We start from the raw sequence: 23,749 nt of genomic DNA, 5'->3' as shown, positions 1-23,749 counted from the left end.
TTAATTTAGTTAGTAATTATTTCTTGAAAAATAAATGATATTCGCTATAGCCGAATACATCCCCTGGATTAATATTTTCTATGATTGGATGAATATGATTAACAACTTGCTGGTGCGCCATCTCCTTCAACATAACGGATGATAATTCATGCTGTACGATATCTGCTGGTGCCATCCAGCAAGCTTCAACAATTTCTTTCTCCTGTAATAGAAACGGTTGATTATTATCGATTGGCTCACAATGAAAAATAGCCATATTATCGCTAATATCATTTAAAATCACACCTGATCGAAATCCTGCCAATCCTTTCACATTACAAACGATACCTGTCTCCTCTAAAACTTCACGCATTGTTGCAGCCGTTACCGTTTCTGCTTCCTGAACGAAGCCTGCTGGCAGCGACCAAACTCCTTTAAGGCCACCATAAGTTTTTTTTACGAGCAGCCATTCGCCCGCTTGGTTTTCAACAATGGCAGCAACCCCAAGCCATACTTTCCCTCTGTCCTTTTTCATAATAGAAATCCCCCTTGTTATGCTGATAAAAAAACTTGCAAAAGAAGTGTTGCACACTCGTTTGCAAGTTTGAAGTTAGATTATAAAAATTTAAATTTCCCTTTTTTCAGTGTTAAGCCTACACCACCAACTAAATACAGGGCACGGTCATCAACTACTTTTTTTAATGCAGATGCCGGCTTACCGGTAAATTTACGATCAAATGCAGTCCCAATAGCATCTTCATGCCCTAATGAACAGACAGCACCTTTATCATCGTATACAAATACTTCTGTAGACTCTTCATTAATTAAATGTTTAATATTTTTTGCAATGGTAACACCTTGCTGCATCGCAATTTGCGCAGTTGGCGGATAAGGACGCCCCACCTCTTCATTTAGTAGAAAAGCACAATCCCCTACGATAAATACATCATCAAAGCCTGGTGCGCGCATGTCTTCACGTACAGCAATACGTGCTCGATTCGACTCGATGCCACTTGATTCCACTAAAGCATTCCCTCGTATTCCTGCTGCCCATACGACCGTACCTGCTTTAATAAATTCAATTTCTTCTTCATCTTTTCTAATTTTCACACCTTCTGCTGTCGCTTCAACAATTGGTGTCCCAATCGAAAACTCTACGCCCTTTTTGGATAATTGTGCTTTTGCATAATCAACAAGCTCCGGATCAAACCCGGGTAATACTGTCGAAGCTGCTTCTACACAGAGCAAACGTACTTTTTCTTTAGGTATATCAAATTCTTTACATAGCTCAGGGATACGGTTACCCAGCTCTCCCAAAAATTCAATTCCTGTAAAGCCTGCTCCACCGACGATGATTGTTAATTTGCTATCGTCTTTTACTTCATCCAATGTCCAGGAAGCAAACTGATATTCAATATGCTCGCGAACTTGGCGTGCAGTATTAATATTAGTTAATGATAATGCATGCTCTTTCAAACCTGGGATACCGAAAGTTTCACCTTCAAAGCCCAATCCAATGACTAAATAATCATACGTGAAATCCCCGGCAGAAGTACCAACTATTTTTGTATTGACATCGATGCTTTCAATATTTGCTTTTACAAAGGTTACGTTATGATTAATTACTTTTGAAATAGGGTAGCGCGCCTTGTCAGGAGAAATCGTTCCTGCCCCAACTTCATGCAACCATGTCGTTTCATAATGATAGTCATTTTTGTTCACTAAAATAATCTCTGCTTCGTTTGCGTTGACAAGCTTTTGTAAATTAACAGTAGTAGTTAATCCACCATAACCTGCGCCTAATACTAAAATTGTCGGTCTTTTCATCAATCAAAACCCCCTTAATTTTAATGTACTAGCGCAAGTTATAGAAACTTTCTATTTGCTGTACGCTAGAATATGCTACTTTTTTACGAAATTACTACTCTTAATAGTAGCGTTTTTTAATGGTTATTTCAAACAAATTAGTAAATAGCATTCTATTAATTAACGATGTTATGCTCATATAAATAGTCATATCTGATATCTATAAATAGAAATTCTTCATTGGCAATGGCCATCGAATAGGTACGTGTTAATTCTCCTGTTTCTATGTCGCTATATACGGAAGACAATTCTCCCTGATTGTCTTTTGTCATTTTAATAATATTCAATAGGAAATAAGGTCGCCAACTCCAATTTTTCCCTATAGTTTCTTGATGCATCTCCCACTTGCCTTCATTCCATCGGATATTCGGTGATGTTTGGAAACCATTATTATCGCAAATATAAAGTCGGAACGTACAATCTTCCAGAGCTTTTGCCAGTTCCAATAATTTTTCATATTGTGTACCCGTAGGATTTAATTGTTCAACAACTGTACAAATTACTCGCTCCAGACGCTTCATTTCATCATATTTTTGTAGAAGCTGTTTCTTCTCTGTAGCAATAAATTGTTCACACTCATTGCGGAAACGCTCTTTTAATGAATCCCGCGCATGAAGTTCCTTCTGTGGAAGTTGTAAATAAGGTCCTTTATAATACCTGGCCCCATTTTTCCATCCATGCTGCAATTGATATACAGTTTCAATATTTTCAATTAATAATTGAGTGCCCATCTTTACAGCGAGTGTACGAATTGTAGAAAAGGCATGATTTTGTGCACCCCATAAATTGTAATTCAGCTGACCTACATTCAATTTTAAAATGGATGGCTCAAGCAGCAATATATTTTCGAGCTGTGTTTGAGACCCGACTTCTGCAAACGCAATTTTAATGCCATATGTCTTTATATAACGGATAAGATGTTGAAGTTGATTCATTTCCCCATCAAATTTATGTTCAGTCATTACAAGTGTAATATTCGATAAATTAGATTCTACAACTAATTCCTTTAACATTGAAAAGTAGCTTTCGCCAAAATCAAGCATAAGCAATTCTGGATTGCATGGAATGTATAAACCAAAATCATCGATTAAATCCGTAACTGCCTGCAAAGATCTCCGGACAAATAATTGCTCGATTTCTGCTCTAATATCGGCAGGAACATCTTTTTCATATGTGAATTTTTCTATATTAATTACATCATTTTCGCTTTCCACTTGACCAATTACTTCATATGCGATTACGCGATGTCCATCTGCACTATAGATCGGCTCATATAAAATTTCGATTTGATCAAGCTTATCCAATAACTCTAATACACTCACCTCAATGCCCCCTAGCAGTATGGTTATGGTTTTACTATTATAATAATTCAATCCTTATAATAATACAAAAGTATACACTAAAACATAGTTCCATTATAGGAAATATCTGAATTAAAAAAGTCTTTAGCACTTATCGCTAAAGACTTAATCATTTTCATTCTTATTCACATGGTTGCTCTTCTGCTGGTCGTGCTGCCGCTTTAAAGCTTGTGCCGCAGCCGCATGAAGCAAGTGCGTTCGGGTTGTCGATTGTGAAACCGCCGCCCATTAATGATTGTTTAAAATCAATTTTTGTGTCCTGTAAAATACCCGCATCTTCTTTTGATACGATAATTTGGATTCCGTGTTGGTTATCGATATAGTCATCTTCATTGACTGTTTGCTCAAATGCCATTCCATAAGAAAGGCCACTACAACCACCGCCTTTTACTGCAATACGTAAGCTGGCATTTTCCTCTTCGTTATGGACCATCATTTCTTTGACTTGAAATGAGGCCGCTTCTGTTAATATGATTACTTGTTTTTCACTTGCCATTTCAGTCACCTACCTTCTTTACTTATCATATCAATTGTAATTCGTATCTGACAACAAAACTGCCTAATACAATTATTTTACTACTCACTTTTTATTTTAAAAGGAAAAATACCTAAAAAATCATATTTATTCATTTACTTTATCACTTTCCCTTTGCTATCCCTGCTATAATATAGTTATTACTTATGCGAGAGGTATGATACCTATGATAATTTCCCCATACTATGAAAAAGAAATTGAATGCTTAAACTGCCAAAAAAAATTTCCCACATTAAAAGTGCGTTCAAAATCCATAAAAGTTGACCATACAGAATCCGATTTCCAACCAATATATGCAGATAATGAGGTCAACGCATTATACTATAATGTATTCGTTTGTCAGCATTGTGGATTTTCCTTTACGGAAGACTTCAATAAATATTTTGCCCCAGGAGTTAAAGAAAAAATCACTATTCAAATCACTAATAATTGGATACCCCATAACTTTAAAGGTGAGCGTACGGTTTTCGATGCCATCCAGGCATATAAGCTTGCGTTATTATGTGCGACAATTAAAAAGGAGAAATTTGTTATTATTTCTGGTTTGACCTTACGACTTGCATGGTTATACCGCTCCGTTAAAAATACAGGGCAAGAACAACGTTTCCTTAAAATGGCCCGTGATTTTTATATGGAAAGCTTCTCGACAGAAGATTATTCAGGTTCACAAATGTCTCCCGTACGTATTATGTATTTGATTGCTGAATTATCCCGTCGCATCCACGATTATCAAAATGCAACGCGCTTCTTCTCACGCGTCATCGAAAGTCAGCGTGTTGGTGGCGAAGCAAAACTTATTGAGATGGCCAAGGAACAATGGGATTTGGTTCGAGAAGAACGGGAAAAAATGCCCCTATAAAAAATAGAGCTGCCTTAATATTAAATTAAAGGCAGCTCATGCTTTTTTTGCTATCTTCTATAAAATGTTATAACCCAATATTTAAGGGCTAATACCATTATTTAGAATACTTGCTCTACTTCAACAATACCTGGTACTTCTTCTAATAGTGCACGTTCGATACCTGCTTTTAACGTAATTGTAGAACTTGGGCAGCTACCGCATGCGCCTAGTAAACGCAGCTTAACGATACCTTCTTCAATATCAACTAATTCACAGTCTCCGCCATCGCGTAATAAAAACGGGCGTAATTTATCTAAAACTTCCTGTACTTGTGCATATTGTTCTGTTTCTGTCATTTTGCTCGACTCCCTTCATTAAAATCATTATAATGTGAAGGAGCAAAAAAATCCATTATTGAATAGCGAAAGGTTGGAATTCCCATGTCACAATCTCAGCCAATTATTGAAGTGTTCGGTGCAAATATCATTTGTGCAAGCTGTGTGAACGCACCTTCTTCTAAAGATACATACGAATGGCTTCAAGCTGCAATCTCACGTAAATATCCCGAACAACCGTTTACGATTCGTTATATCGACATTGAAGGTGCAATTGATAACGAGCGTGATCAAGATTATGCCAATCGCATACAAGAAGATGAATTTTTCTATCCACTGGTTCTAGTAAATGATGAAGTTGTCGGAGAAGGTTATGTACAAATCAAACCTGTCTTCTCAGCACTTGAAGCAGCAGGCTTTGAGCCAATTTCAGAGTAAGAAAATGCCTCTTTAGCAAGATATTGCTAGAGAGGCATTTTTAATGATTAAAATTTTATTAATTATCGTTTTGACGTTTATAATACCAAAGAAGACCTGACTTCATAAGGCGTGCAATACGTCCTGTTACCGTTGTATCTGCTAAATGAACAAAGCCTTGCTTTTTCCCTAGGGAACCCATAAAGCCCTTCATTTTAATTTCTGAAAGCTTTTCTGGTAATGGCTCGCCCTTCCAGCGCATTTTAAGTACTTTTACAATACGCTCGCCTTGTTCCTCGGCTAATTGGGCTGTTGGTGGTAAATGAGAAGAAGCACAATCTCCTACTACGTATACATCCTCATCACCAACTACATGGTAATGGTCCGTAATGATTGGACGATTAAATTTATCTTTTTCTACATCTAATTCACGAACGATTTTTACAGGCTGTACACCTGCAGTCCAAACAATTACATCCGCTTCAATAACTTCATCGTGATTGTAAAGTCGTCCTTCTTCAACGCGGGTAATGTTAGATTCAGCAATAACTTCAACATTATGTTTTTCGAACCATGATTTAATATATTCACTTAACTTTTCTGGGAAGTCTCGTAAAATCCGGTGCGAACGGTCAAATAATTTAATTTTTAAATCTGAGCGACTTTCGCGCAATTCACTTGCAAGCTCAATTCCTGAAAGTCCTGCACCAATAATTGCTACAGTTGAGCCAGGTGCTAATCCGCAAACCTTTTCAAATGTTTTGCGGGATTTTGCGATAGTTTGAATACTATATGTGAATTCATCAGCGCCTGGGACACCATGATATTTATCGACACAACCTAAACCGATAACAAGCTGGTCATATGCCAGTTCCTGTCCGTCTTCCAAATATACTTTTTTATCTTCACGATCAATTCGAACAACTTCTCCATACACACGATTTAACCGCTCATGCTCCGGAAACGCAACTCGGATTTCTTTATCTGTAGAAGTACCCGCTGCAAGTGCGTAAAATTCTGTTTTTAAACTATGGAAAGGTGTACGATCCACCAATGTAATTTCTACATCTGCTGGTAAGCCTGGTAATAAACGAAGTAAAATTCGCATATTCCCATATCCGCCACCTAATAATACTAATTTCTGCATAGCAATTTCCCTCATATTCTGTAATTAATCAATTACACCTACGCGTAATTGTGTCTGTTTTTTTTCTAGTTTACCCAAAAAATCTATATTAATCTGCAACGCCTGTCAGAAGCTCTACCTTCATTCAGTACGAAATAGAACACTTACTGCACGAAGAATAGTATGTTCACAAACTTTCCATAAACATTATAACTGTTTGTGATAAATTTCACAATATATTAAATGAGTTTTTGTGAATTAATTCACATAGTAATATATTACGAAACAGAGCAATTGACGTCAATAAAAAAACAAAGTAGCATGGCTAATAGTGAGGTGACGATATGTTAAATCCATTAGTCGAATTTTGTATTAGTAACTTAGCCAATGGTGCACAACAAACATATGAACAATTAGAACAAGACCCTGATATAGATGTTTTGGAATATGGTTGCTTAAGCTACTGTACAAAATGTGCTCAATGCTTTTATGCAGTTGTAAATGGTGATTTAGTCGAGGCAGATACACCGGAAGAACTGACAAAGCGCATTTATGAATATATCGAAGAAAATCCGATGTGGTAACAACCCACATCGGATTTCTTTTGCATTATTTTAGAAGTTCAATTAAATTCTCTACATAGTAAGTTGGTAGCTGTGACTGCTGTTTTACGATTTCTATCGGCGTTACACCCGTATTGACATGAATTGTATCACAGCCAAAATGTATGCCACATAAAATGTCGGTGTCATAATTGTCACCTATCATGACCATTTCCTCTTTTTTAAAGCGATGCTCGTCCGCAATAATTTGAAGCATTACAGGTGATGGTTTTCCAATAAATAGCGGTGTTACTCCTGCTACATTAGCGACTAAATGAACGAACGAGCCATTGCCAGGTGCAAAACCGTTCTCGTTTGGAAATTTAATATCCTGATTTGTTCCGATTAACTTTGCACCATTTTGGACATAGGCACTTGCCTTTACAAGCTTTTCATAACTTATTTGGCGATCGATGCCCATTACAAGAACATCGCTTTGTTCGTCAGTAATTTCTAATCCTTCTTCAAGTAACGCTTTACGAATACCTGCTTCTCCTACGACATTCACCTTATTATTACTGCAGATTGTTGCAACATACTTTGCTGTTGCTAATGAACTCGAATATATATGGTGAAGTGGTGCCTCAATCCCAACACTTTGTAGTAGTTGCTGCAATGTCTCCCGTGTTTTTGACGAGTTATTCGTTAAATAATAAGGCTCGATTCCTTGTGTTTGAAGATGATGGATAAATTGCACTGCAGATTTGATGCCCGTTTTACCTCGGTAAACTGTTCCATCCAAATCAAAACAGTACGCTTTATAAGTCTGCATTATGCATGGTCCTCTGGTAAAAATGCTGAAACCGGACCTAACTCATTTAATAAATAATCTTCAACTTTACTGGAGAATTGTTTTAGTATGCTTAAATTTGAAGTTAGCACTGTTAAAATCTCTTCATTATCGACTGCGATAAATTCACGAACAATCATTTTACGTAATCCCACTACTGCTTTTAGCGGTGCATCCATTTCAGGTGTAATTACTTTTTCATCAACAAAAATATCGATAATGTCTTCATAGCTACCTGGGTCACGCATAATGAAGCCATCGATTACAAGGTTCCCCACGTCCATCATCGCTTCCATGACATTATGGCCGATACGCTGTAAAGCAAGCTTATGAATTTCATCGCCTAGCCAGTTGTCCGTTGATTCAAAAATTGATATTAATTCATCTAAATGTGATAAGTTGTTTGTAATTTTATTTCTATCTACGAAGTACATAGATAAAGCCTCCATTCAATCAATAAAAGTTGATAGTGTTTTCCCTTATATAGTACCATATTCTTTAGAAATGGAAGGGGTTCAAAATAAAATGGAACGATTTTTCTTATATGATGATGTAGAAGACACAAAAACGCGCTTTGTTAGTTTTGCCGGTAAATCGCAACGTTATGATTTAGCGATTTTACAAAGCAGTCGCTTTTTCGGGAAGGTTCTCGTGCTAGATATTCAGTTTGGAAGATTTGCTATTATCGGTGCTGATGATGTAGAAGAACCAGGTTATTTAGAGCATGTTTATAACCGTACCGAGGCTGATACAGAAGACCTGCGTGAATATTTACGTGAGCTATTAAGCTAAAAAAACGAGGAAACGTATTTTAACGTCTCCTCGTTTTTCAGTTATTCAGCTACTTCAGCAACCTTTTCTTCACCAGTTTTCTCTATTTCTTGTTCTTTTTTCACTTCTACTGCACGACCGGTTTTTTGAACAACAAAATATGCACAGCCAAAATTACAATACTCGTATAAATAATCCTGTATTGTGCTGATTTTTGTGTCAAATGTTGATTTTTGGTTTTTATCATCAAAAAAGCCTTTTAAACGCAACTGACCATAACCCCAGTCACCAACAATATAATCGTATTTTGTTAAAATATCTGAATAACGTGTCAGAAACGCTTCTTCTTGAAAGCCTTCCCGCACATTTTCAATCACTTCGTAAGTATAACCTTCCGCAATAATCAAACTAGACACCACCTATCTTATTTCCATGTTAATGAATATTGAGCATGAAAGCAATATTCACTACAAAATTTCAAAAAGACGGCAAAATTCATCAGATCTCAACTTTATGGTTTGCAGCAGCATTTACTTGCTCATCTGCATGGTAGCTACTGCGTACTAACGGACCAGCTTCACAATGACTGAAGCCTTTTTCCATGGCAATTTTCCGTAGCTTTCCAAACTCGATTGGAGAGTAATATTTCTTTACAGGCAAATGTTTTTTCGTCGGCTGTAAATATTGCCCTATCGTCATAATATCTACGTTGTTTGCACGCAGGTCATCCATTACTTCATAAATTTCTTCAATTGTTTCTCCTAAGCCGATCATTAATGATGATTTTGTCGGTATATTTGGCTGCATCTCTTTTGCTTTACGCAAAAATTCTAATGACCGGTCATATGTTGCTTTCGCACGTACACGTGGTGTTAAGCTACGGACTGTTTCAATATTGTGATTTAAAATATCAGGTTTAGCATCCATAAGTAAGCGTAGACTTTCTTCTCGACCGCCTAAATCAGAAGGCAACACTTCCACTGAAGTTAATGGACTTTTACGACGAATCGCGCGTACAGTTTCCGCCAAAACTTCAGCTCCGCCATCTTTTAAATCATCCCGGGCTACCATCGTAATTACTACGTGTTTTAAATTCATTAATGCAACTGAATCTGCTACGCGCTCCGGTTCTGCTAAATCTAATTCGTTTGGTAATCCCGTTTTAACTGCACAGAAGCGACAGGCACGTGTACATACAGAGCCGAGAATCATCATTGTAGCTGTACGCCGCTCACCCCAGCACTCATGAATATTCGGACAACGTGCTTCTTCACATACAGTATGCAAATTATTGTCCCGCATTAACTTTTTTAATGCCTTATATTCATCATTCGTATTCAGCTTAATTTTTAACCATTCCGGCTTACGTAAATGCTCTTCCTTCAGATTAGTTGGTTTACAAGATGTCATTCCACTTACTCCCCTTCACTCAACTACTAGTTGTTACTGATGTCAGAGTACCATATTAAATAATTTCCAACAACACAGTATTCTTAATATTTAATTTTATCGCAATTGAGTTATTATTCGTAAGGGATAGGTACTTCAATGGATGGTTGTGCCCCTTCACCGGCACTGTAAATATGAGGAACAGTTCCTCGTACTAATCCAATGGCAACTGGAATTTTCTGCTCTACGGATGCAGATTTACTCGCAAACGGGACGATAATTTGAACATTTACTTCAATGAATAAATTCACTTCTACAATGGCATTATTTATGCCGAATTCACTAACAGTGTTTTCAACATTGCTATGTACATTCCCGATAATATGAAAACGAATAGGTATTTTCGGTCCCAGATTCCCGATTATCGGAATGTTCAGGGCCTGCCCTAAAGGCACAAAAAATACAATTCCGTCTCCAGCTTCCATCTTTCCAACATCATATTCGACATTTTCCAAATTCGGCAAATGCGATAAATCCCCATTTTCTGCTTGCTCTAAATATTCTTTTACTAATGCCGTTGTTTCTGCACGCACTTGGTTAATGATTTCCGTATTAAATTTTGTCGTTATCATATCAGTTGATTGTGTCGGTAAATCTACAATAATATCATTCACATCGAGAACACTTGAGGTTCTTGAATTAATGGCTTTACTTACGACATACGAGGCAACTTTATATGTTTGTATTTCGGCGTAATCCAAATATATTGGCATTAACCTTGCATTTAATACATATATACTAATACAAACCATTGCGATAATACTTACGACAACAACCGTAACAACATTATGCATTTTGCCTTTTTTTCTGCCATAGGGTTTTGCCTTTGACTTCTTTGACTTTGAATTCCACTTTCTTTTACCAAAACGCAAATAAATCCTCCTTCTCTTAAAATATGAGAAGGAGGATTTTTTATTCAACATATACAGCAAATTCTGTTTCAATTTTTTTTATGTAGATTCCAGGGTAGTCACTCAAACATATTTCATATGTAGCACCCAATAGGTTATCATCTTCTTCAAAAATCCTAATCCAGGGACGGGTTACATCGATTAAGTTTTGTTTTGATACAATTCCACGTCGTCCATCTGTCAGCAATACAATGGTTCCGTTTGTATAGTGGACTATACTTCTTTTGAAAGCCTCCACAACTTTTGTATCAAATTTCGTTCCATCATCTTTAGCAATGATAGCTATTGCTTCAGTCGGCAACATTTTTTCTCGATATACTCGATTTGATGTCAATGCGTCGAATACGTCTGCAACCGCAATTATCTTTGCAAATGGATGAATTTCATGGTCCACAATTCCTCGTGGATATCCACTCCCATCAATTCGTTCATGATGTTGAAATGCACAATGCGCTATAAGTAAAGATAGGCTATGCAAGTTGCGCAATAAGTCAAAACCGTATTGTGCATGACGTTTTATCTCTTCATACTCATCTTCTGTTAATTGTCCTGGCTTCAATAGAATCTCAATAGGTATAAGCAGTTTTCCTATATCATGTAAAAGTGCTCCGATCCCAATTAATCGAATATCTTCATATGAGTATCCCATTTCTTTTGCTATCGCAATCGAATACATAGAAACTTGGAATGAGTGCTGATAAATGTATTCATCATATAAATAGGCATCTGTCAGCACCATTAATACATCGTCGCTATTAATAATAGAATTCATAATATCATCTACTATTAAGCAGATTATTTTAGACTGTTGATCAAGTACAAAAGAGGACTGGTTTGGTATAGCCTGTTTGATATTTGTAAATGCTTGGGTCATATTTTTTACTGCTTCAATTCGTTTCTTCAGTTCAATGGTTTCTTCTATTTCTATTCCTGTAGAAAGGCTGTCATCAATGTATAAATATTGAATATTAAGTTGTCGTAGCCTTTCAATAATTCGATTCGTTACAATTACATCTTTATGGAGGAGTGGATGTCCGGCTTCATTCCATATAGTCCTCCCAACTACCATACCTTCTTTCAAAACATTAATCGATATTAATCGCATTTGTTTATTTCTCCATTCTAATATTACGTATTCACGTTTAATGGGTTAGAAATATATAAATTATCATTGAAATTTCTTCATACAGTAACTTTTAAATACATCTCTTATAAAATCCGGTAAGTAATATTCCTTCTTTGCATATTTAAAACTAGGGAAGAAATAGCCAAACGTAAATAAATCCAATGTAGCTAAACGATATACCTTATCTGATTCCATGAGATGACCGTTAATGAACAATTCACGTTGCTTCGTAATTTCAATACCATAATTCAATATTTTCCCGAAAATATTTCCTCTAAAGCCTAGCCCTTTTAATTCAAGCCTTGACCATTCTTCATTTTCAGATTGGAGGAATATTTCTTTTAGTTCACTACCAGTTATTTGAACGACACATATATTTATCGGATGAGGTAGAATTTTGTGAATATCATATGTAGAAATTTGCCCTTTTGGTAATTTATCCACGAAAATGCCCGCATTAAACATGAGACAATCCGCTTTCGTATAGTCATACATACATTCTGCAAATAAATTGGATAATTGGGAGCGGTGAAACCATTCTTTATTATATGATTTTGTTAAAGTAAAAACAGGTTCATCCAGTATAAGCTTAGCTTCCTTTTGTAATTGGATTAACCATTCCCCTTCATCTTCAACTTCAGGTAAAAGAGCATTTTCATACAGGCAATCTTTTTTGGCAGTTAATGACTGTGTTGAATGATCATACTCCATCTCCAACTGACCAATATATTGGCCGAATTTACCGCCCCCTGTTAAAAGGACATTATTTTCTAGACGTCCCTGTTCAAACACGTGATGTGTATGCGAGCCAAAGATTACATCAATAATCGGACATTCCTGTGCTAACAACTCATCTTCTGTAATTCCTAAGTGAGACATGCAAATTATAATATTGGCATGTTTTTTTAATTCAAACGCCAATTTTATTAACTCTGCACGAGGTGTTGTTACTTCCCAACCAAGTTCTTTATAAAAAAGGTCAAATTGCGCTGTCGCTGCAATTACTGCAATTTTCGTCCCATACCTTGTTGTTAAAATTGTATATGGTTTCATCCACCTTGGATTCTCTTCAAATTGCGAGTAAAGATTACCGACTACCACTTCAAATTCAGCATCATCGTATAAATGAAAAAGGACATCGTAAGGAAGTGTGATTCCTTCATTATTTCCTATTGTTACAACATCGTATTGCGCCTCATTCAGCATTTTTATATTGCCTTTGCCTAATGTTGCTTCTGTATACAAATTAGAACGGTCTATATGATCCCCTAAGTCCACTAAAAAGCTTGTTTCTCCTCGATCGGACAGCATTTTGCGTTGCATTTGTATAAACGATTGACTGCGCTTCCAATACGTAAAATGACTATGCAAATCATTCGTATGAAAAAAATGAATTATTTCTCGCATTTTTGCTCCCCCACTCTCATTTACTCTTCAAAAAATCCTAGCTGCTTTGGTGCAAGTCCACCAAATTCAATACGTAAGATTTGCTGCAACCGTTTTGCATTTTTAGCTGCATGTCCACCAGAATTATTATTAAATAAAACATAAATGTGCTCTACCTGTGTCTCTAAAAGTTGGATGTCTTCTGCAAGTTTCTGCAGTTCTTCCTCATTGTAATCATATAAAAATCGAACTTTTCTCCAATTCTCCCCGTGCCCAATATTGCGCCAGCCATGTACATTTCGACCATGTATTCTGAGAAGTACTTCATTATTTGTAGCAACAGGTACGAATGGAACTGAACCGCTTCCCGCTTGCGGTTCATCACAAACAGTATGGATAAATTGGTGTTCTTTTAAAAATTGTAGTGTCTTTTCTTTCGTTTGGGGACTATACCAAGTTTGATTGCGAAACTCAATCGCAATTGGATAATCTGTCAGTTGTTGTTTTATATAGCGAATATACTGTACATTTTTTCTTTGACAGTCAAACCATGGAGGAAACTGTACAAGCACCATCGCCAGCTTTCCATGCTTTTTGAATGTATCGGCACATGATCTAAATGCATTGAACATATCATTTTTCGTTTCGAACGGCAATTCATCCCGAAGATGACCTGTCATCCCTTGATATGCCTTTATAACGAATTGAAAATTATCAGGCGTATCTTTACACCATTTTTTTACATTTTCAATAGACGGTATAGCATAAAACGAGGTATCCAACTCTACAACAGGAAAGTGCCCACTATAATCAAATAATTTATCTTTTGCTACCGTCACTTTACTATAAACATCTGGGTGATCGCCCCAACCAGTTAAGCCGATTGAAATCATTTCAACTCACCTCTTTAATTAATTGTATTGTACAACAACCTGAACATATGTAAGTCGATACATTGCAAAATGAAATAATTCCTACCATAATAGTAGAAAAGGGAGGTTCAGTTTATGCATATTTTACAATCAATCGAGGAATTTGAGCAATTTAAAAGTAGCTCGGCAGTGATTTTTGAATTTACAGCAGATTGGTGTGGCGATTGTCGTTTTATCGATCCGTTCATGCCGGAAGTAGTTGAAAAGTTTTCAAATTACAAATTCGTTAAAGTTGACCGTGATAAGTTTTTAGACCTTTGTATCGATTTAGGAATTATCGGTATTCCTAGCTTTTTAGCTTATGAAAACGGAATTGAGCTTGGTCGCTTTGTCAGCAAAGATCGTAAAACGCAGGAAGAAATTGAAAACTTTATTTCCAACCTCAAATAGAAAAATGCTTCAAACGAAAAGAAATATCCGTTTGAAGCATTTTTTAATTATTTGATTATACCTTCGTGCTCTTCGTTTTTCCAAAGTTTGTTGTTCTTCTTTTGTCCTAATGCCCAAAAAATAACGACTACTGCCACTACTAATACTACAGCAGGTACCCCTAAAGTAATTGGCCAGAATAAGTTTTCCATTATAGCTCGCTCCTTTATATACACATAATCTATAATCCCATTATTCCATCTAATACAATTATTGTAAACGGCAGCTAAGTATTTAATTAAAATAATCTCGCAAAAATACTGTTTTCTTCACGAATTCAACACAATTCCTCTTAGGCAAAATTCCTAGTGGAAGAATTTATTTTTATTTATGTCTGTATATGATAATCATTAAGTGAACCAAATTTATGAAACTTTCTTCTTTATACCATCTCCGCAAATTCTTTAACAACATAACTCCTCATTAATCGTAAATTACAAATTAGAAAATATAAATTTCAAACGTGTCTCACATTATATCAAATTATTTTGGTATTAAGAAAAAGTTAGAGTATCTTATATAAAGAAAAAAATAAAATTAATTTTATGTATTTAGAATTAATAATTCAACAGATTTTATGTTACCTTTGTCTGATTCAAAAAATTAATAATGACATAATTTAGGTAATTCGGTATAATTAATTAGCGTAAGCAAATAGTAACACAAAAGGAGATTTTCAACATGAAGAGAATTAGTTTTTCGACAAGTCTGTTATTTTTTTGGGTAAAAGGTGCAGTCGAAGTTGATAACAGATTTGTAAAAACAAATTTATCAAATACAATCCTAGGATTTATCCCTGCAGGAAAAGATGAACAAAGTATTCCTTTAAAAAATATTTCTGGATCTATGTTATCTTCAAAATACAATATTAAGGCAATAATTATTGGCTTAATTTTGATTTTTATCGGCATCGGTTCTTTAGGAGAAAGTTTTTTCGGGGCTTTATTTTGGTTAATTATTGGTATAGGTGTTGCGGGTAGTGGAATCCAAACAATATTAAATATCGAAAAATCAGGATCACCACACTACATAAGTGTACCATTTTTTGAAAAAGCGAAAATATCAGAATTAAACCAATATATTAATATAGCTTTAGCTGAGGATACTGATAAAACAGATTTAAATTTATTCTTTGATAAAAAAACTAATTAATATATAGGAACAGACTTAAAGCCTATATTGTAGACATTTGAATATAAAAAGCTGTAGTAGTTTTACGCTGTGATGAGATGACTTCGGTATATTGCCGGAGTCATTTTTTTAATGACCATTGCTTTCTTGCGGACCTATTTCAAGCCTACTTCTTTAACAAGCCTTTGATATTCCAAGTATGTATAAAAAAAGCTTTATGGATTGAATCATAGCTTCCGGATGAAGGTTGCCATCTAAATTGTCTTTTAACTTTTCGAGTGTCCCGTATAAGAGCCAGGATAATCAATATTCCCTTTCGCCTGATCATAAATGATTTTTAAGAATAGATAATATTGATCTTCTATTACTATTCGTATCGCACTTTTCGTTTCTCCACGTTTCATTTATAATATCCGCTTAGGCTAACATTCACTATCATCAAATTTTTCAGTAGACAAACGAATCGTTCCATTGATGACCTGATATTTCTCTTTTGATGTTAGGAGCGCTTCTTCTTCACCCGCCTTTCCATTTTGTCTAGCTAAACGACTGCCGATACTTATTTGCATATAACAAAAAAGATCGAGCAAGATGCGCTCGACCTTTACAAAAATAATCTTAAATATACAAATTAAAATCTTTTGTGGGCAATTTGTGGGCAAATAGGCTTTTCGGCGATTTTTCAAGCCATGTAAAGCCTTTCACCTCAAAGTTTTATCCCCTAAATTATCCGATAGAACCTTCCATCTCGAACTTGATTAGACGGTTCATTTCTACTGCGTATTCCATTGGTAATTCTTTTGTGAATGGCTCGATGAAGCCCATTACGATCATTTCTGTCGCTTCTTCTTCAGAAATACCACGGCTCATTAAGTAGAATAATTGCTCTTCAGATACTTTAGAAACTTTCGCTTCGTGCTCTAAAGATACATTATCATTTAAGATTTCGTTATATGGAATTGTATCAGAAGTTGATTGGTTATCCATAATTAACGTGTCACACTCGATGTTTGAACGAGCACCTGTTGCATTTTTACCGAATTTCACTTGCCCAAGATAAGTTACTTTACCACCTTGCTTAGCAATCGATTTAGATACGATTGTTGAAGATGTATTTGGTGCTAAGTGAATCATTTTAGCTCCAGCGTGTTGGTGTTGACCTTTACCTGCAATGGCAATTGAAAGAGTCATACCACGTGCGCCTTCACCTTTAAGGATACAAGCAGGGTATTTCATTGTTAATTTAGAACCGATGTTACCGTCGATCCATTCCATAGTACCGTTCTCTTCAACAACTGTACGTTTTGTAACAAGGTTATAAACGTTGTTTGCCCAGTTTTGAATCGTTGTGTAACGGCAGTATGCGTTCTTTTTAACGATAATTTCTACTACAGCTGAGTGTAGAGAGTTCGTTGTATAAACAGGCGCTGTACAGCCTTCTACGTAGTGCACAGAAGCATCTTCATCTACGATAATAAGTGTACGCTCGAATTGACCCATGTTTTCAGAGTTAATACGGAAGTATGCTTGTAATGGTGTATCTAATTTAACACCTTTAGGCATATAAATAAATGAACCACCAGACCAAACTGCAGAGTTTAATGCTGAGAATTTGTTATCCGTATAAGGGATTACTGTACCCCAGTGTTTTTTGAAGATTTCTTCGTTTTCTTTTAATGCTGAGTCAGTATCTTTGAAGATAATCCCCATATCTGTTAAATCTTGCTTCATGTTATGGTAAACTACTTCAGATTCATACTGAGCAGAAACACCTGCAAGATACTTTTGTTCTGCTTCAGGAATACCTAATTTATCAAATGTTGCTTTGATTTCTTCAGGCACTTCATCCCATGAGCGTTCTGTTGCTTCAGATGGCTTTACATAATAAGTAATTTCATCGAAGTTTAATGACGCAAGGTCACCGCCCCATTGAGGCATTGGCATTTCATAGAATTTTTCAAGAGCTTTTAAGCGGTAGTCTAGCATCCACTGTGGCTCTTCCTTCATAGTTGAGATTTCACGAACGATATCTTCAGTTAATCCACGTTCAGAACGGAAAATCGATACGTCCTTATCATGGAAACCATACTTATAATCGCCGATTTCAGGCATTTTTTTAGCCATGTTGTCTCCTCCGTTCATCATATGAGAAGTGCTAAAATGCTGTACAAGCACTTTAGCCTACTTAAATTATTTATTTTCGTTATTTACGCCTTTTTCCATTGCTTTCCAAGCTAATGTAGCGCATTTAATACGTGCCGGGAATTTAGCAACACCTTGGAGTGCTTCCACATCCCCAAGATCATATTTTTCATCATCGAAGTCTTCACCAAGCATCATTTTTGAGAAAATGTCTGCTAATTCTAAAGCTTCGTCTAATTTTTTGCCTTTTACGATTTGTGTCATCATTGATGCTGAAGACATAGAGATTGAACAGCCTTCTCCATCAAACTTCGCATCTTCTACGATACCATCGTTTAGCTTCAATGTTAAATGGATACGGTCACCGCAAGTTGGGTTATTCATATCGATTGTCACACTGTTTTCTTCAAGTGCCCCTTTGTTACGAGGGTTTTTATAGTGATCCATAATTACGGAACGATAAAGTTGATCTAAATTATTAAAAGACATCGCCAAAATACTCCTTCGCTGAGCGCAATCCTGCAACTAGTCGGTCAATATCTGCTTCATCATTATACATATAGAAGCTAGCCCGGGCTGTTGCTGATACTTGAAGCCATTTCATTAAAGGTTGGGCGCAATGATGTCCCGCACGAACTGCAATGCCACTCATATCAAGTACTGTCGCCACATCATGAGGATGGACATCGTCAAGATTAAATGTAACAAGTCCGCAGCGTTTCATCGGGTCACGTGGACCAAAAATCTGTAGACCATCAATTGTATCTAATTGATCCATCGCATAGCCTGCTAATTTATGTTCGTGTGCTGCGATGTTGTCTAAACCTATTTCTTCTAAGAAGTCGATTGCAGCACCCAGACCAATTGCTCCTGCAATAATCGGTGTACCACCTTCGAATTTCCACGGTAACTCTTTCCATGTTGATTCTTCTAAACCTACGAAATCAATCATTTCGCCACCAAACTCTACTGGTTCCATTTCTTCAAGAAGCGCTTTTTTTCCATATAGTACCCCAATTCCAGTAGGAGCACACATTTTATGCCCTGAAAAACCTGCAAAGTCCACATCTAAATCTTGAACATCTATTTTTAAATGCGGTGCTGCCTGGGCTAAATCAGCTACCATTATAGCACCATTTTCATGTGCAATACGTGCAATCTCTTTAATCGGGTTAATCGTACCTAATACGTTTGAAACATACATCATTGAAACAATTTTTGTTTTTGGTGTAATGATTTCACGTACTTTTTCCAGTGAAATTGTACCGTCCGGTTCAAGGTTAAGATATTTTAAAACTGCCCCTTTTTCTTTTGCTAGCTGTTGCCATGGGATAATGTTTGAATGGTGTTCCATGTACGTGATGACAATTTCATCACCTTCTTTGACATTTTGACGACCATAGCCTGAAGCTACCGTATTAAGGGCTGTAGTAGTACCACGCGTAAAAATAACTTCCTGTGTTGAACTGGCATTAATGAACTTACGAACTTTTTCACGTGCACCTTCATAAGAATCTGTTGCACGGTTTCCAAGTGTATGCACACCACGGTGAACATTTGAATTATCCAAGTTATAATAATTCGACACTGCTTCAATTACTTGAATTGGCTTTTGAGATGTGGCCGCACTGTCTAAATAAACTAATGGATGTCCATTAACTTCCTGGTTTAATATCGGAAAATAACTTTTTATTTCTTTTGGTATCATTATCGAACTTTCCTTTCGATAACCTCCGTCAGCTGTTTTTTAACGCCTTCGATTGGCAATTGAGCAACAACTGGCGCAAGGAATCCATGAATTACAAGGCGCTCTGCTTCTTGTTTAGAAATACCGCGGCTCATTAGGTAGTAAAGTTGCGTTGGGTCAACACGTCCAACAGATGCTGCGTGTCCTGCTGTTACATCATCTTCATCGATTAAAAGAATCGGGTTTGCATCACCACGAGCTCCTTCAGAAAGCATTAATACACGAGATTCTTGCTCAGCATTTGCTTTCGTACCGCCATGCATAATGTGACCGATACCGTTAAAGATAGATTGTGCCTTATCTTTCATAACACCGTGTTTTAAAATTTGGCCGTCGGAGTTTTTACCCCATTGACGGATTAATGTTGTAAAGTTAAGTTTTTGATCTCCGCTACCTACAGTTACCATTTTGAAATCTGAAGTAGAGTTATCACCAATTAAGTTTGTTGTATTTTCATAAATTGTATCTGAGTTCGTCATTAAACCTAATGCCCAGTCAATTTTTGCATCGCGCTGTGCATGTCCACGGCGATTTACATATGCAGTATAACCATGTGCTAAGTTATCTACTGCACCGAATGTAACTTGTGCATTATCTTTTGCGATTACTTCCGTTACAACGTTTACTTGGCCTTTTGCTTCTTCAAATGTAGAAATATATGTTTCTACATAAGTAACAGCTGAAGATTCTTCTGCCACTAATAATACGTGGTTGAATAATGAAGCTTCTGCATTGTCATTTAAAAATACAACTTGAAGAGGTTCTTCAATTACAACATTGCGTGGAACATATACGAAAATACCACCGTTAACTAGTGCAGCATGGTAAGCCGTCAATTTATGCTCGTCCACTTTTACAGCTGTTGTCATAAAGTATTTTTCTACTAAATCTTTATGGTCACGAATCGCTGTTTGAATATCTGTGAAAATAACACCTTTGTTTTTAAGTTCTTCCGATACCTTTACAAACGCTGGAGTATTGTTGCGTTGGATATATAAGTTTTCCTGTTTTTCAGTATCTACGACTGCTTTCACTTCTTCAGGTAGTTCTTCCAATGAAGCGAATGGCGCGCTTTCTACTGTATGGTTTGCGAAATCAATGAAGTTCCACTTTTTAATATTCGTTCTGTCTGGTTTTGGTAAGTCAAGCTCAGCAGCTTTTTCCATTGCATTTACACGGAAATCAGTAAATGCTGCTGGTTCAGCGTTATTTTGCGAGAACGAGCGTACTTCTTCTACTGATAACGCTAATTTTGTTTCAACCGTCATCTTCGTCGTCCTCCTTAATTATGCTTCTTCTGTTACAACGTCAGTATCTTGAATACCTAGTTCAGCTTTAATCCACTCATAACCTTCTGCTTCTAAGCGTTGTGCTAATTCAGCACCACCAGATTTCACAACTTTACCTTGCATCATTACGTGAACATGGTCAGGTGTGATGTAGTTTAATAAACGTTGATAGTGAGTGATCATTAAGCAGCCGAAACCTTCGCCGCGCATTTCGTTAATACCTTTTGAAACTACTTTTAATGCATCGATATCTAAACCAGAGTCGATTTCATCTAAAATACCGAATGTTGGTTTGATCATCATCATTTGCAGAATTTCGTTACGTTTTTTCTCACCACCAGAGAAGCCTTCGTTTAAATAACGTTGTGACATTTCTTCTGGCATTTCTAAAAATTCCATTGTTTTATCTAATTCACGGATGAATTTCATTAATGAAATTTCTTGTCCTTCTTCACGGCGAGCATTAATAGCTGAACGTAGGAAGTCCGCATTTGTTACACCAGGAATTTCTGATGGATATTGCATAGCAAGGAATAAACCAGCTTGTGCACGCTCATCTACTTCCATTTCCAATACGTTTTCGCCATCAAGGATTATTTCACCTGAAGTTACTTCATATTTTGGGTGCCCCATAATTGCTGAAGCTAATGTAGATTTACCTGTACCGTTCGGACCCATGATTGCATGGATTTCGTTTGTGTTGATTGTTAAGTTTACACCTTTTAAAATCTCTTTTCCGTCGATTTCAACGTGAAGATCTTTAATTTCTAAAGTTGCCATTAAATTACCTCCAAATATTCATTTGCATACTTTTTGTATGCTAAATTAAGTTCATTAACAATCTTACCCGAAATGAATGTGTGTTGCAAATAGTTTAGAATGATTTTAATTAAAAAACACTTATCAATCTATTAAAACACTTTATTGCAGTTTGTTTCTACTATTTAAACAGTAATAATTATGCTTTGTATTTTTTCAATAGCTAAACACTAATTGAGAATCAATTTCACTTATTACCGGGCGCTTTTCTCCCTTTTATATAATTAACAAAACACCATTCTCTTAAAAGAAAATGGTGTTGGTATAATTATATTAACTTTTAACTACTAATTCATTTAAATAATATTCAACACTTGCAGCAACTCCGCGCCCTTCTTTAATTGCCCAAACGACAAGACTTTGACCACGGCGTGCATCACCTGCAGCAAATACCCCTGGTATATTCGTTTCATAATCTTTAATAGATGCGCGGATACGACTATTTGTAAATTCTACCCCGAAATGTTCAGGTGTTTCTTTTTCCGCCCCTTCAAAGCCTATTGCCACAAATACATGCTGTACCGGCCAAACTTTCTCTGTACCTGGTAGTTCCTTAAAGTAATGGAATCCGTCTTCCCCTAAAATCTTCTCCATTTGAATTGTATGGAGTTCCTTTACATTACCTTTTGAGTCTTTAATGATTTTTGTCGTTTGAATGCAATATTCACGTGGGTCACGTCCAAATTTCGCGTCTGCTTCTGCGTAAGCATAATCCAACGTATAAATATTAGGGTCTTTCGGCCACATTGTATCATCCGTACGAACTTTCGCCTGTTGAGGATGTTTCCCGAACTGGTACACTGAGCGGCAATTTTGACGTAATGCTGTTGCCACACAGTCTGCACCTGTATCTCCACCACCAATAACGATGACGTCTTTACCTTCTACGTTCAATGCTTTATTGTCTGCAAAATTTGAATCCAATAGACTTTTCGTAACATCTGTCAAATAATCCATTGCTAAGTGAATGTTACCAGCATCGCTGCCTTCCATATGAAGAGAACGCTGCTTTTGTGCCCCTGTGCATAATATCACAGCATCATAACCGGCCTGCAATTGTTCTTTAGTAATATCTTTCCCAACTTCTGTATTTGCTACGAAGCGAATACCTTCCGATGCCAATAATTTAATACGGCGCTCAATAACTTCTTTTTCAAGTTTCATATTCGGAATACCGTACATTAAAAGTCCACCGAAGCGGTCCGAGCGTTCAAATACTGTTACTGTATGCCCTAACTGATTAAGCTGATCGGCTGCTGCCAAGCCTGCTGGACCAGATCCGACAATCGCCACTTTAAAGTCAGAACGTACCTTTGGGATACGTGGTGTAATCCAGCCATTTTCAAAGCCCTTATCAATAATTGTTCGCTCTATTGATTTAATCGCTACGGCTGGATCTGTAATGGCTAATGTACAGGATCCTTCACATGGTGCAGGACAAACCCTCCCCGTAAATTCTGGGAAGTTATTTGTCATATGAAGACGATCCAACGCTTCTCTCCATTGTCCTTTATAGACCAAATCATTCCACTCCGGGATGACATTATATATCGGACAACCTGCAGTCGTTCCACGAATCTCAATTCCCATATGGCAAAATGGCGTACCACAATCCATACAACGCGCACCTTGAGTCTGAAGCTTTTCATCTGATAGTTTGCTTGCATATTCTTTCCAACTCGAAATGCGCTCTAGTGGTGCCTGTTCCTGTACTTTTTCACGCTTAAATTCCATAAATCCAGTTGCTTTCCCCATGCTAGAACCC

General features: G+C 36.6%; 28 protein-coding genes and 1 pseudogene. 6 read left to right on the top strand and 23 right to left on the bottom strand.

Annotated features, from left to right (window positions below; translation table 11 throughout):
• Positions 1-16 precede the first annotated feature (16 nt).
• The 4 genes from H9632_RS09405 to H9632_RS09390 all read right to left on the bottom strand — a co-directional run bounded on the left by H9632_RS09405 (position 17) and on the right by H9632_RS09390 (position 3,702).
• Complete coding sequence (locus tag H9632_RS09405; RefSeq protein WP_191703853.1) at positions 17-514, bottom strand: NUDIX domain-containing protein; 498 nt, start codon at positions 512-514, stop codon at positions 17-19.
• 80 nt (positions 515-594) lie between these two features.
• Positions 595-1,806, bottom strand: coding sequence for an NAD(P)/FAD-dependent oxidoreductase (locus H9632_RS09400; protein ID WP_191703852.1), 1,212 nt, complete (start codon positions 1,804-1,806; stop codon positions 595-597).
• Between the two features lie 155 nt (positions 1,807-1,961).
• Entirely contained in the window at positions 1,962-3,167 is a 1,206-nt protein-coding gene (locus tag H9632_RS09395; protein WP_191703851.1) for an EAL-associated domain-containing protein, read from the bottom strand.
• A 160-nt stretch (positions 3,168-3,327) separates the two neighbouring features.
• Positions 3,328-3,702: a HesB/IscA family protein gene (locus tag H9632_RS09390; RefSeq protein WP_191703850.1), complete on the bottom strand. Its 375-nt coding sequence runs from the start codon at positions 3,700-3,702 to the stop codon at positions 3,328-3,330.
• Positions 3,703-3,907: 205 nt separating this feature from the next.
• Here H9632_RS09390 and H9632_RS09385 point away from each other — a divergent pair, with 205 nt between their 5' ends.
• Positions 3,908-4,600 carry a DUF2225 domain-containing protein gene (locus tag H9632_RS09385; protein ID WP_191703849.1) on the top strand — a complete coding sequence of 231 codons (693 nt, stop codon included), beginning with the start codon at positions 3,908-3,910 and terminating at the stop codon, positions 4,598-4,600.
• Between the two features lie 101 nt (positions 4,601-4,701).
• Here H9632_RS09385 and H9632_RS09380 read toward each other — a convergent pair.
• Positions 4,702-5,024: pseudogene (locus H9632_RS09380) on the bottom strand (NifU family protein).
• Between H9632_RS09380 and H9632_RS09375 the strand changes: the two are divergent.
• A complete protein-coding gene (locus H9632_RS09375) occupies positions 5,023-5,355 on the top strand; it encodes a YuzD family protein (protein WP_191703848.1) in 333 nt (110 codons plus the stop codon). The pseudogene H9632_RS09380 and the gene H9632_RS09375 overlap by 2 nt on opposite strands.
• 58 nt (positions 5,356-5,413) lie before the next feature.
• Here H9632_RS09375 and H9632_RS09370 read toward each other — a convergent pair whose 3' ends face one another.
• Positions 5,414-6,481: an NAD(P)/FAD-dependent oxidoreductase gene (locus H9632_RS09370; protein WP_191699850.1), complete on the bottom strand. Its 1,068-nt coding sequence runs from the start codon at positions 6,479-6,481 to the stop codon at positions 5,414-5,416.
• A 323-nt stretch (positions 6,482-6,804) separates the two neighbouring features.
• On the opposite strand from H9632_RS09370, the gene H9632_RS09365 reads away from it, so the two are divergent.
• Complete coding sequence (locus H9632_RS09365; RefSeq protein ID WP_191699849.1) at positions 6,805-7,044, top strand: YuzB family protein; 240 nt, start codon at positions 6,805-6,807, stop codon at positions 7,042-7,044.
• A gap of 25 nt (positions 7,045-7,069) precedes the next feature.
• Here the strand turns inward: H9632_RS09365 and H9632_RS09360 are convergent, their stop codons facing one another.
• Together H9632_RS09360 and H9632_RS09355 are read right to left on the bottom strand one after the other, a co-directional pair.
• Entirely contained in the window at positions 7,070-7,834 is a 765-nt protein-coding gene (locus H9632_RS09360) for a TIGR01457 family HAD-type hydrolase (RefSeq protein WP_191703847.1), read from the bottom strand.
• Positions 7,834-8,286, bottom strand: coding sequence for a DUF86 domain-containing protein (locus tag H9632_RS09355; protein ID WP_191703846.1), 453 nt, complete (start codon positions 8,284-8,286; stop codon positions 7,834-7,836). Before H9632_RS09355 ends, H9632_RS09360 begins: the two co-directional genes overlap by 1 nt.
• A 91-nt stretch (positions 8,287-8,377) precedes the next feature.
• Between H9632_RS09355 and H9632_RS09350 the strand changes: the two genes are divergently transcribed.
• Positions 8,378-8,644 carry a DUF3055 domain-containing protein gene (locus H9632_RS09350; protein WP_191699846.1) on the top strand — a complete coding sequence of 89 codons (267 nt, stop codon included), beginning with the start codon at positions 8,378-8,380 and terminating at the stop codon, positions 8,642-8,644.
• 41 nt (positions 8,645-8,685) lie between these two features.
• On the opposite strand, the gene H9632_RS09345 is transcribed toward H9632_RS09350, so the two are convergent.
• The 6 genes from H9632_RS09345 to H9632_RS09320 all read right to left on the bottom strand — a co-directional run bounded on the left by H9632_RS09345 (position 8,686) and on the right by H9632_RS09320 (position 14,388).
• A complete protein-coding gene (locus H9632_RS09345; RefSeq protein ID WP_191703845.1) occupies positions 8,686-9,030 on the bottom strand; it encodes a YutD family protein in 345 nt (114 codons plus the stop codon).
• Positions 9,031-9,121: 91 nt separating this feature from the next.
• Positions 9,122-10,033: a lipoyl synthase gene (gene lipA, locus H9632_RS09340; RefSeq protein ID WP_191703844.1), complete on the bottom strand. Its 912-nt coding sequence runs from the start codon at positions 10,031-10,033 to the stop codon at positions 9,122-9,124.
• 113 nt (positions 10,034-10,146) lie between these two features.
• On the bottom strand, positions 10,147-10,944 hold the full coding sequence (gene yunB / locus H9632_RS09335) for a sporulation protein YunB (protein ID WP_404829015.1): 798 nt from the start codon (positions 10,942-10,944) through the stop codon (positions 10,147-10,149).
• Positions 10,945-10,984: 40 nt separating this feature from the next.
• On the bottom strand, positions 10,985-12,088 hold the full coding sequence (locus tag H9632_RS09330; protein ID WP_191703843.1) for an HD-GYP domain-containing protein: 1,104 nt from the start codon (positions 12,086-12,088) through the stop codon (positions 10,985-10,987).
• Between the two features lie 63 nt (positions 12,089-12,151).
• Positions 12,152-13,516, bottom strand: coding sequence for a bifunctional metallophosphatase/5'-nucleotidase (locus H9632_RS09325; protein WP_191703842.1), 1,365 nt, complete (start codon positions 13,514-13,516; stop codon positions 12,152-12,154).
• Positions 13,517-13,536: 20 nt separating this feature from the next.
• Positions 13,537-14,388 carry a DUF72 domain-containing protein gene (locus H9632_RS09320; RefSeq protein ID WP_191703841.1) on the bottom strand — a complete coding sequence of 284 codons (852 nt, stop codon included), beginning with the start codon at positions 14,386-14,388 and terminating at the stop codon, positions 13,537-13,539.
• Between the two features lie 114 nt (positions 14,389-14,502).
• Here H9632_RS09320 and H9632_RS09315 point away from each other — a divergent pair, with 114 nt between their 5' ends.
• Positions 14,503-14,817: a thioredoxin family protein gene (locus tag H9632_RS09315; RefSeq protein ID WP_191703840.1), complete on the top strand. Its 315-nt coding sequence runs from the start codon at positions 14,503-14,505 to the stop codon at positions 14,815-14,817.
• A 47-nt stretch (positions 14,818-14,864) separates the two neighbouring features.
• Here the strand turns inward: H9632_RS09315 and H9632_RS09310 are convergent, their stop codons facing one another.
• The gene (locus H9632_RS09310; protein ID WP_191703839.1) at positions 14,865-15,008 is read right to left on the bottom strand and encodes a hypothetical protein; all 144 of its coding nucleotides are present in this window, start codon (positions 15,006-15,008) and stop codon (positions 14,865-14,867) included.
• A 529-nt stretch (positions 15,009-15,537) separates the two neighbouring features.
• Between H9632_RS09310 and H9632_RS09305 the strand changes: the two genes are divergently transcribed.
• Positions 15,538-16,008: a hypothetical protein gene (locus H9632_RS09305; protein ID WP_191703838.1), complete on the top strand. Its 471-nt coding sequence runs from the start codon at positions 15,538-15,540 to the stop codon at positions 16,006-16,008.
• Between the two features lie 245 nt (positions 16,009-16,253).
• Here H9632_RS09305 and H9632_RS09300 read toward each other — a convergent pair whose 3' ends face one another.
• The 8 genes from H9632_RS09300 to gltD all read right to left on the bottom strand — a co-directional run bounded on the left by H9632_RS09300 (position 16,254) and on the right by gltD (position 23,739).
• Positions 16,254-16,391, bottom strand: coding sequence for a hypothetical protein (locus H9632_RS09300; protein WP_191703837.1), 138 nt, complete (start codon positions 16,389-16,391; stop codon positions 16,254-16,256).
• Positions 16,392-16,409: 18 nt separating this feature from the next.
• Positions 16,410-16,673 carry a hypothetical protein gene (locus H9632_RS09295; RefSeq protein ID WP_191703836.1) on the bottom strand — a complete coding sequence of 88 codons (264 nt, stop codon included), beginning with the start codon at positions 16,671-16,673 and terminating at the stop codon, positions 16,410-16,412.
• A gap of 40 nt (positions 16,674-16,713) precedes the next feature.
• Entirely contained in the window at positions 16,714-18,111 is a 1,398-nt protein-coding gene (gene sufB / locus H9632_RS09290; protein ID WP_191703835.1) for a Fe-S cluster assembly protein SufB, read from the bottom strand.
• Between the two features lie 66 nt (positions 18,112-18,177).
• Positions 18,178-18,618, bottom strand: coding sequence for a Fe-S cluster assembly sulfur transfer protein SufU (gene sufU / locus H9632_RS09285; RefSeq protein ID WP_191699837.1), 441 nt, complete (start codon positions 18,616-18,618; stop codon positions 18,178-18,180).
• Positions 18,608-19,837 carry a cysteine desulfurase gene (locus H9632_RS09280; RefSeq protein ID WP_191703834.1) on the bottom strand — a complete coding sequence of 410 codons (1,230 nt, stop codon included), beginning with the start codon at positions 19,835-19,837 and terminating at the stop codon, positions 18,608-18,610. Before H9632_RS09280 ends, sufU begins: the two co-directional genes overlap by 11 nt.
• A complete protein-coding gene (sufD, locus tag H9632_RS09275; RefSeq protein ID WP_191703833.1) occupies positions 19,837-21,144 on the bottom strand; it encodes a Fe-S cluster assembly protein SufD in 1,308 nt (435 codons plus the stop codon). The genes H9632_RS09280 and sufD overlap by 1 nt, the downstream gene beginning before the upstream one ends.
• A gap of 18 nt (positions 21,145-21,162) precedes the next feature.
• Complete coding sequence (sufC, locus tag H9632_RS09270) at positions 21,163-21,945, bottom strand: Fe-S cluster assembly ATPase SufC (protein WP_191703832.1); 783 nt, start codon at positions 21,943-21,945, stop codon at positions 21,163-21,165.
• A gap of 312 nt (positions 21,946-22,257) precedes the next feature.
• Positions 22,258-23,739: a glutamate synthase small subunit gene (gltD, locus tag H9632_RS09265; protein ID WP_191703831.1), complete on the bottom strand. Its 1,482-nt coding sequence runs from the start codon at positions 23,737-23,739 to the stop codon at positions 22,258-22,260.
• Positions 23,740-23,749: the final 10 nt, after the last annotated feature.

The sequence above is a fragment of the Solibacillus merdavium genome (assembly GCF_014836935.1).
Lineage (GTDB): Bacteria > Bacillota > Bacilli > Bacillales_A > Planococcaceae > Solibacillus > Solibacillus ferritrahens.
This window is presented reverse-complemented; position numbering and strand designations above follow the sequence as displayed.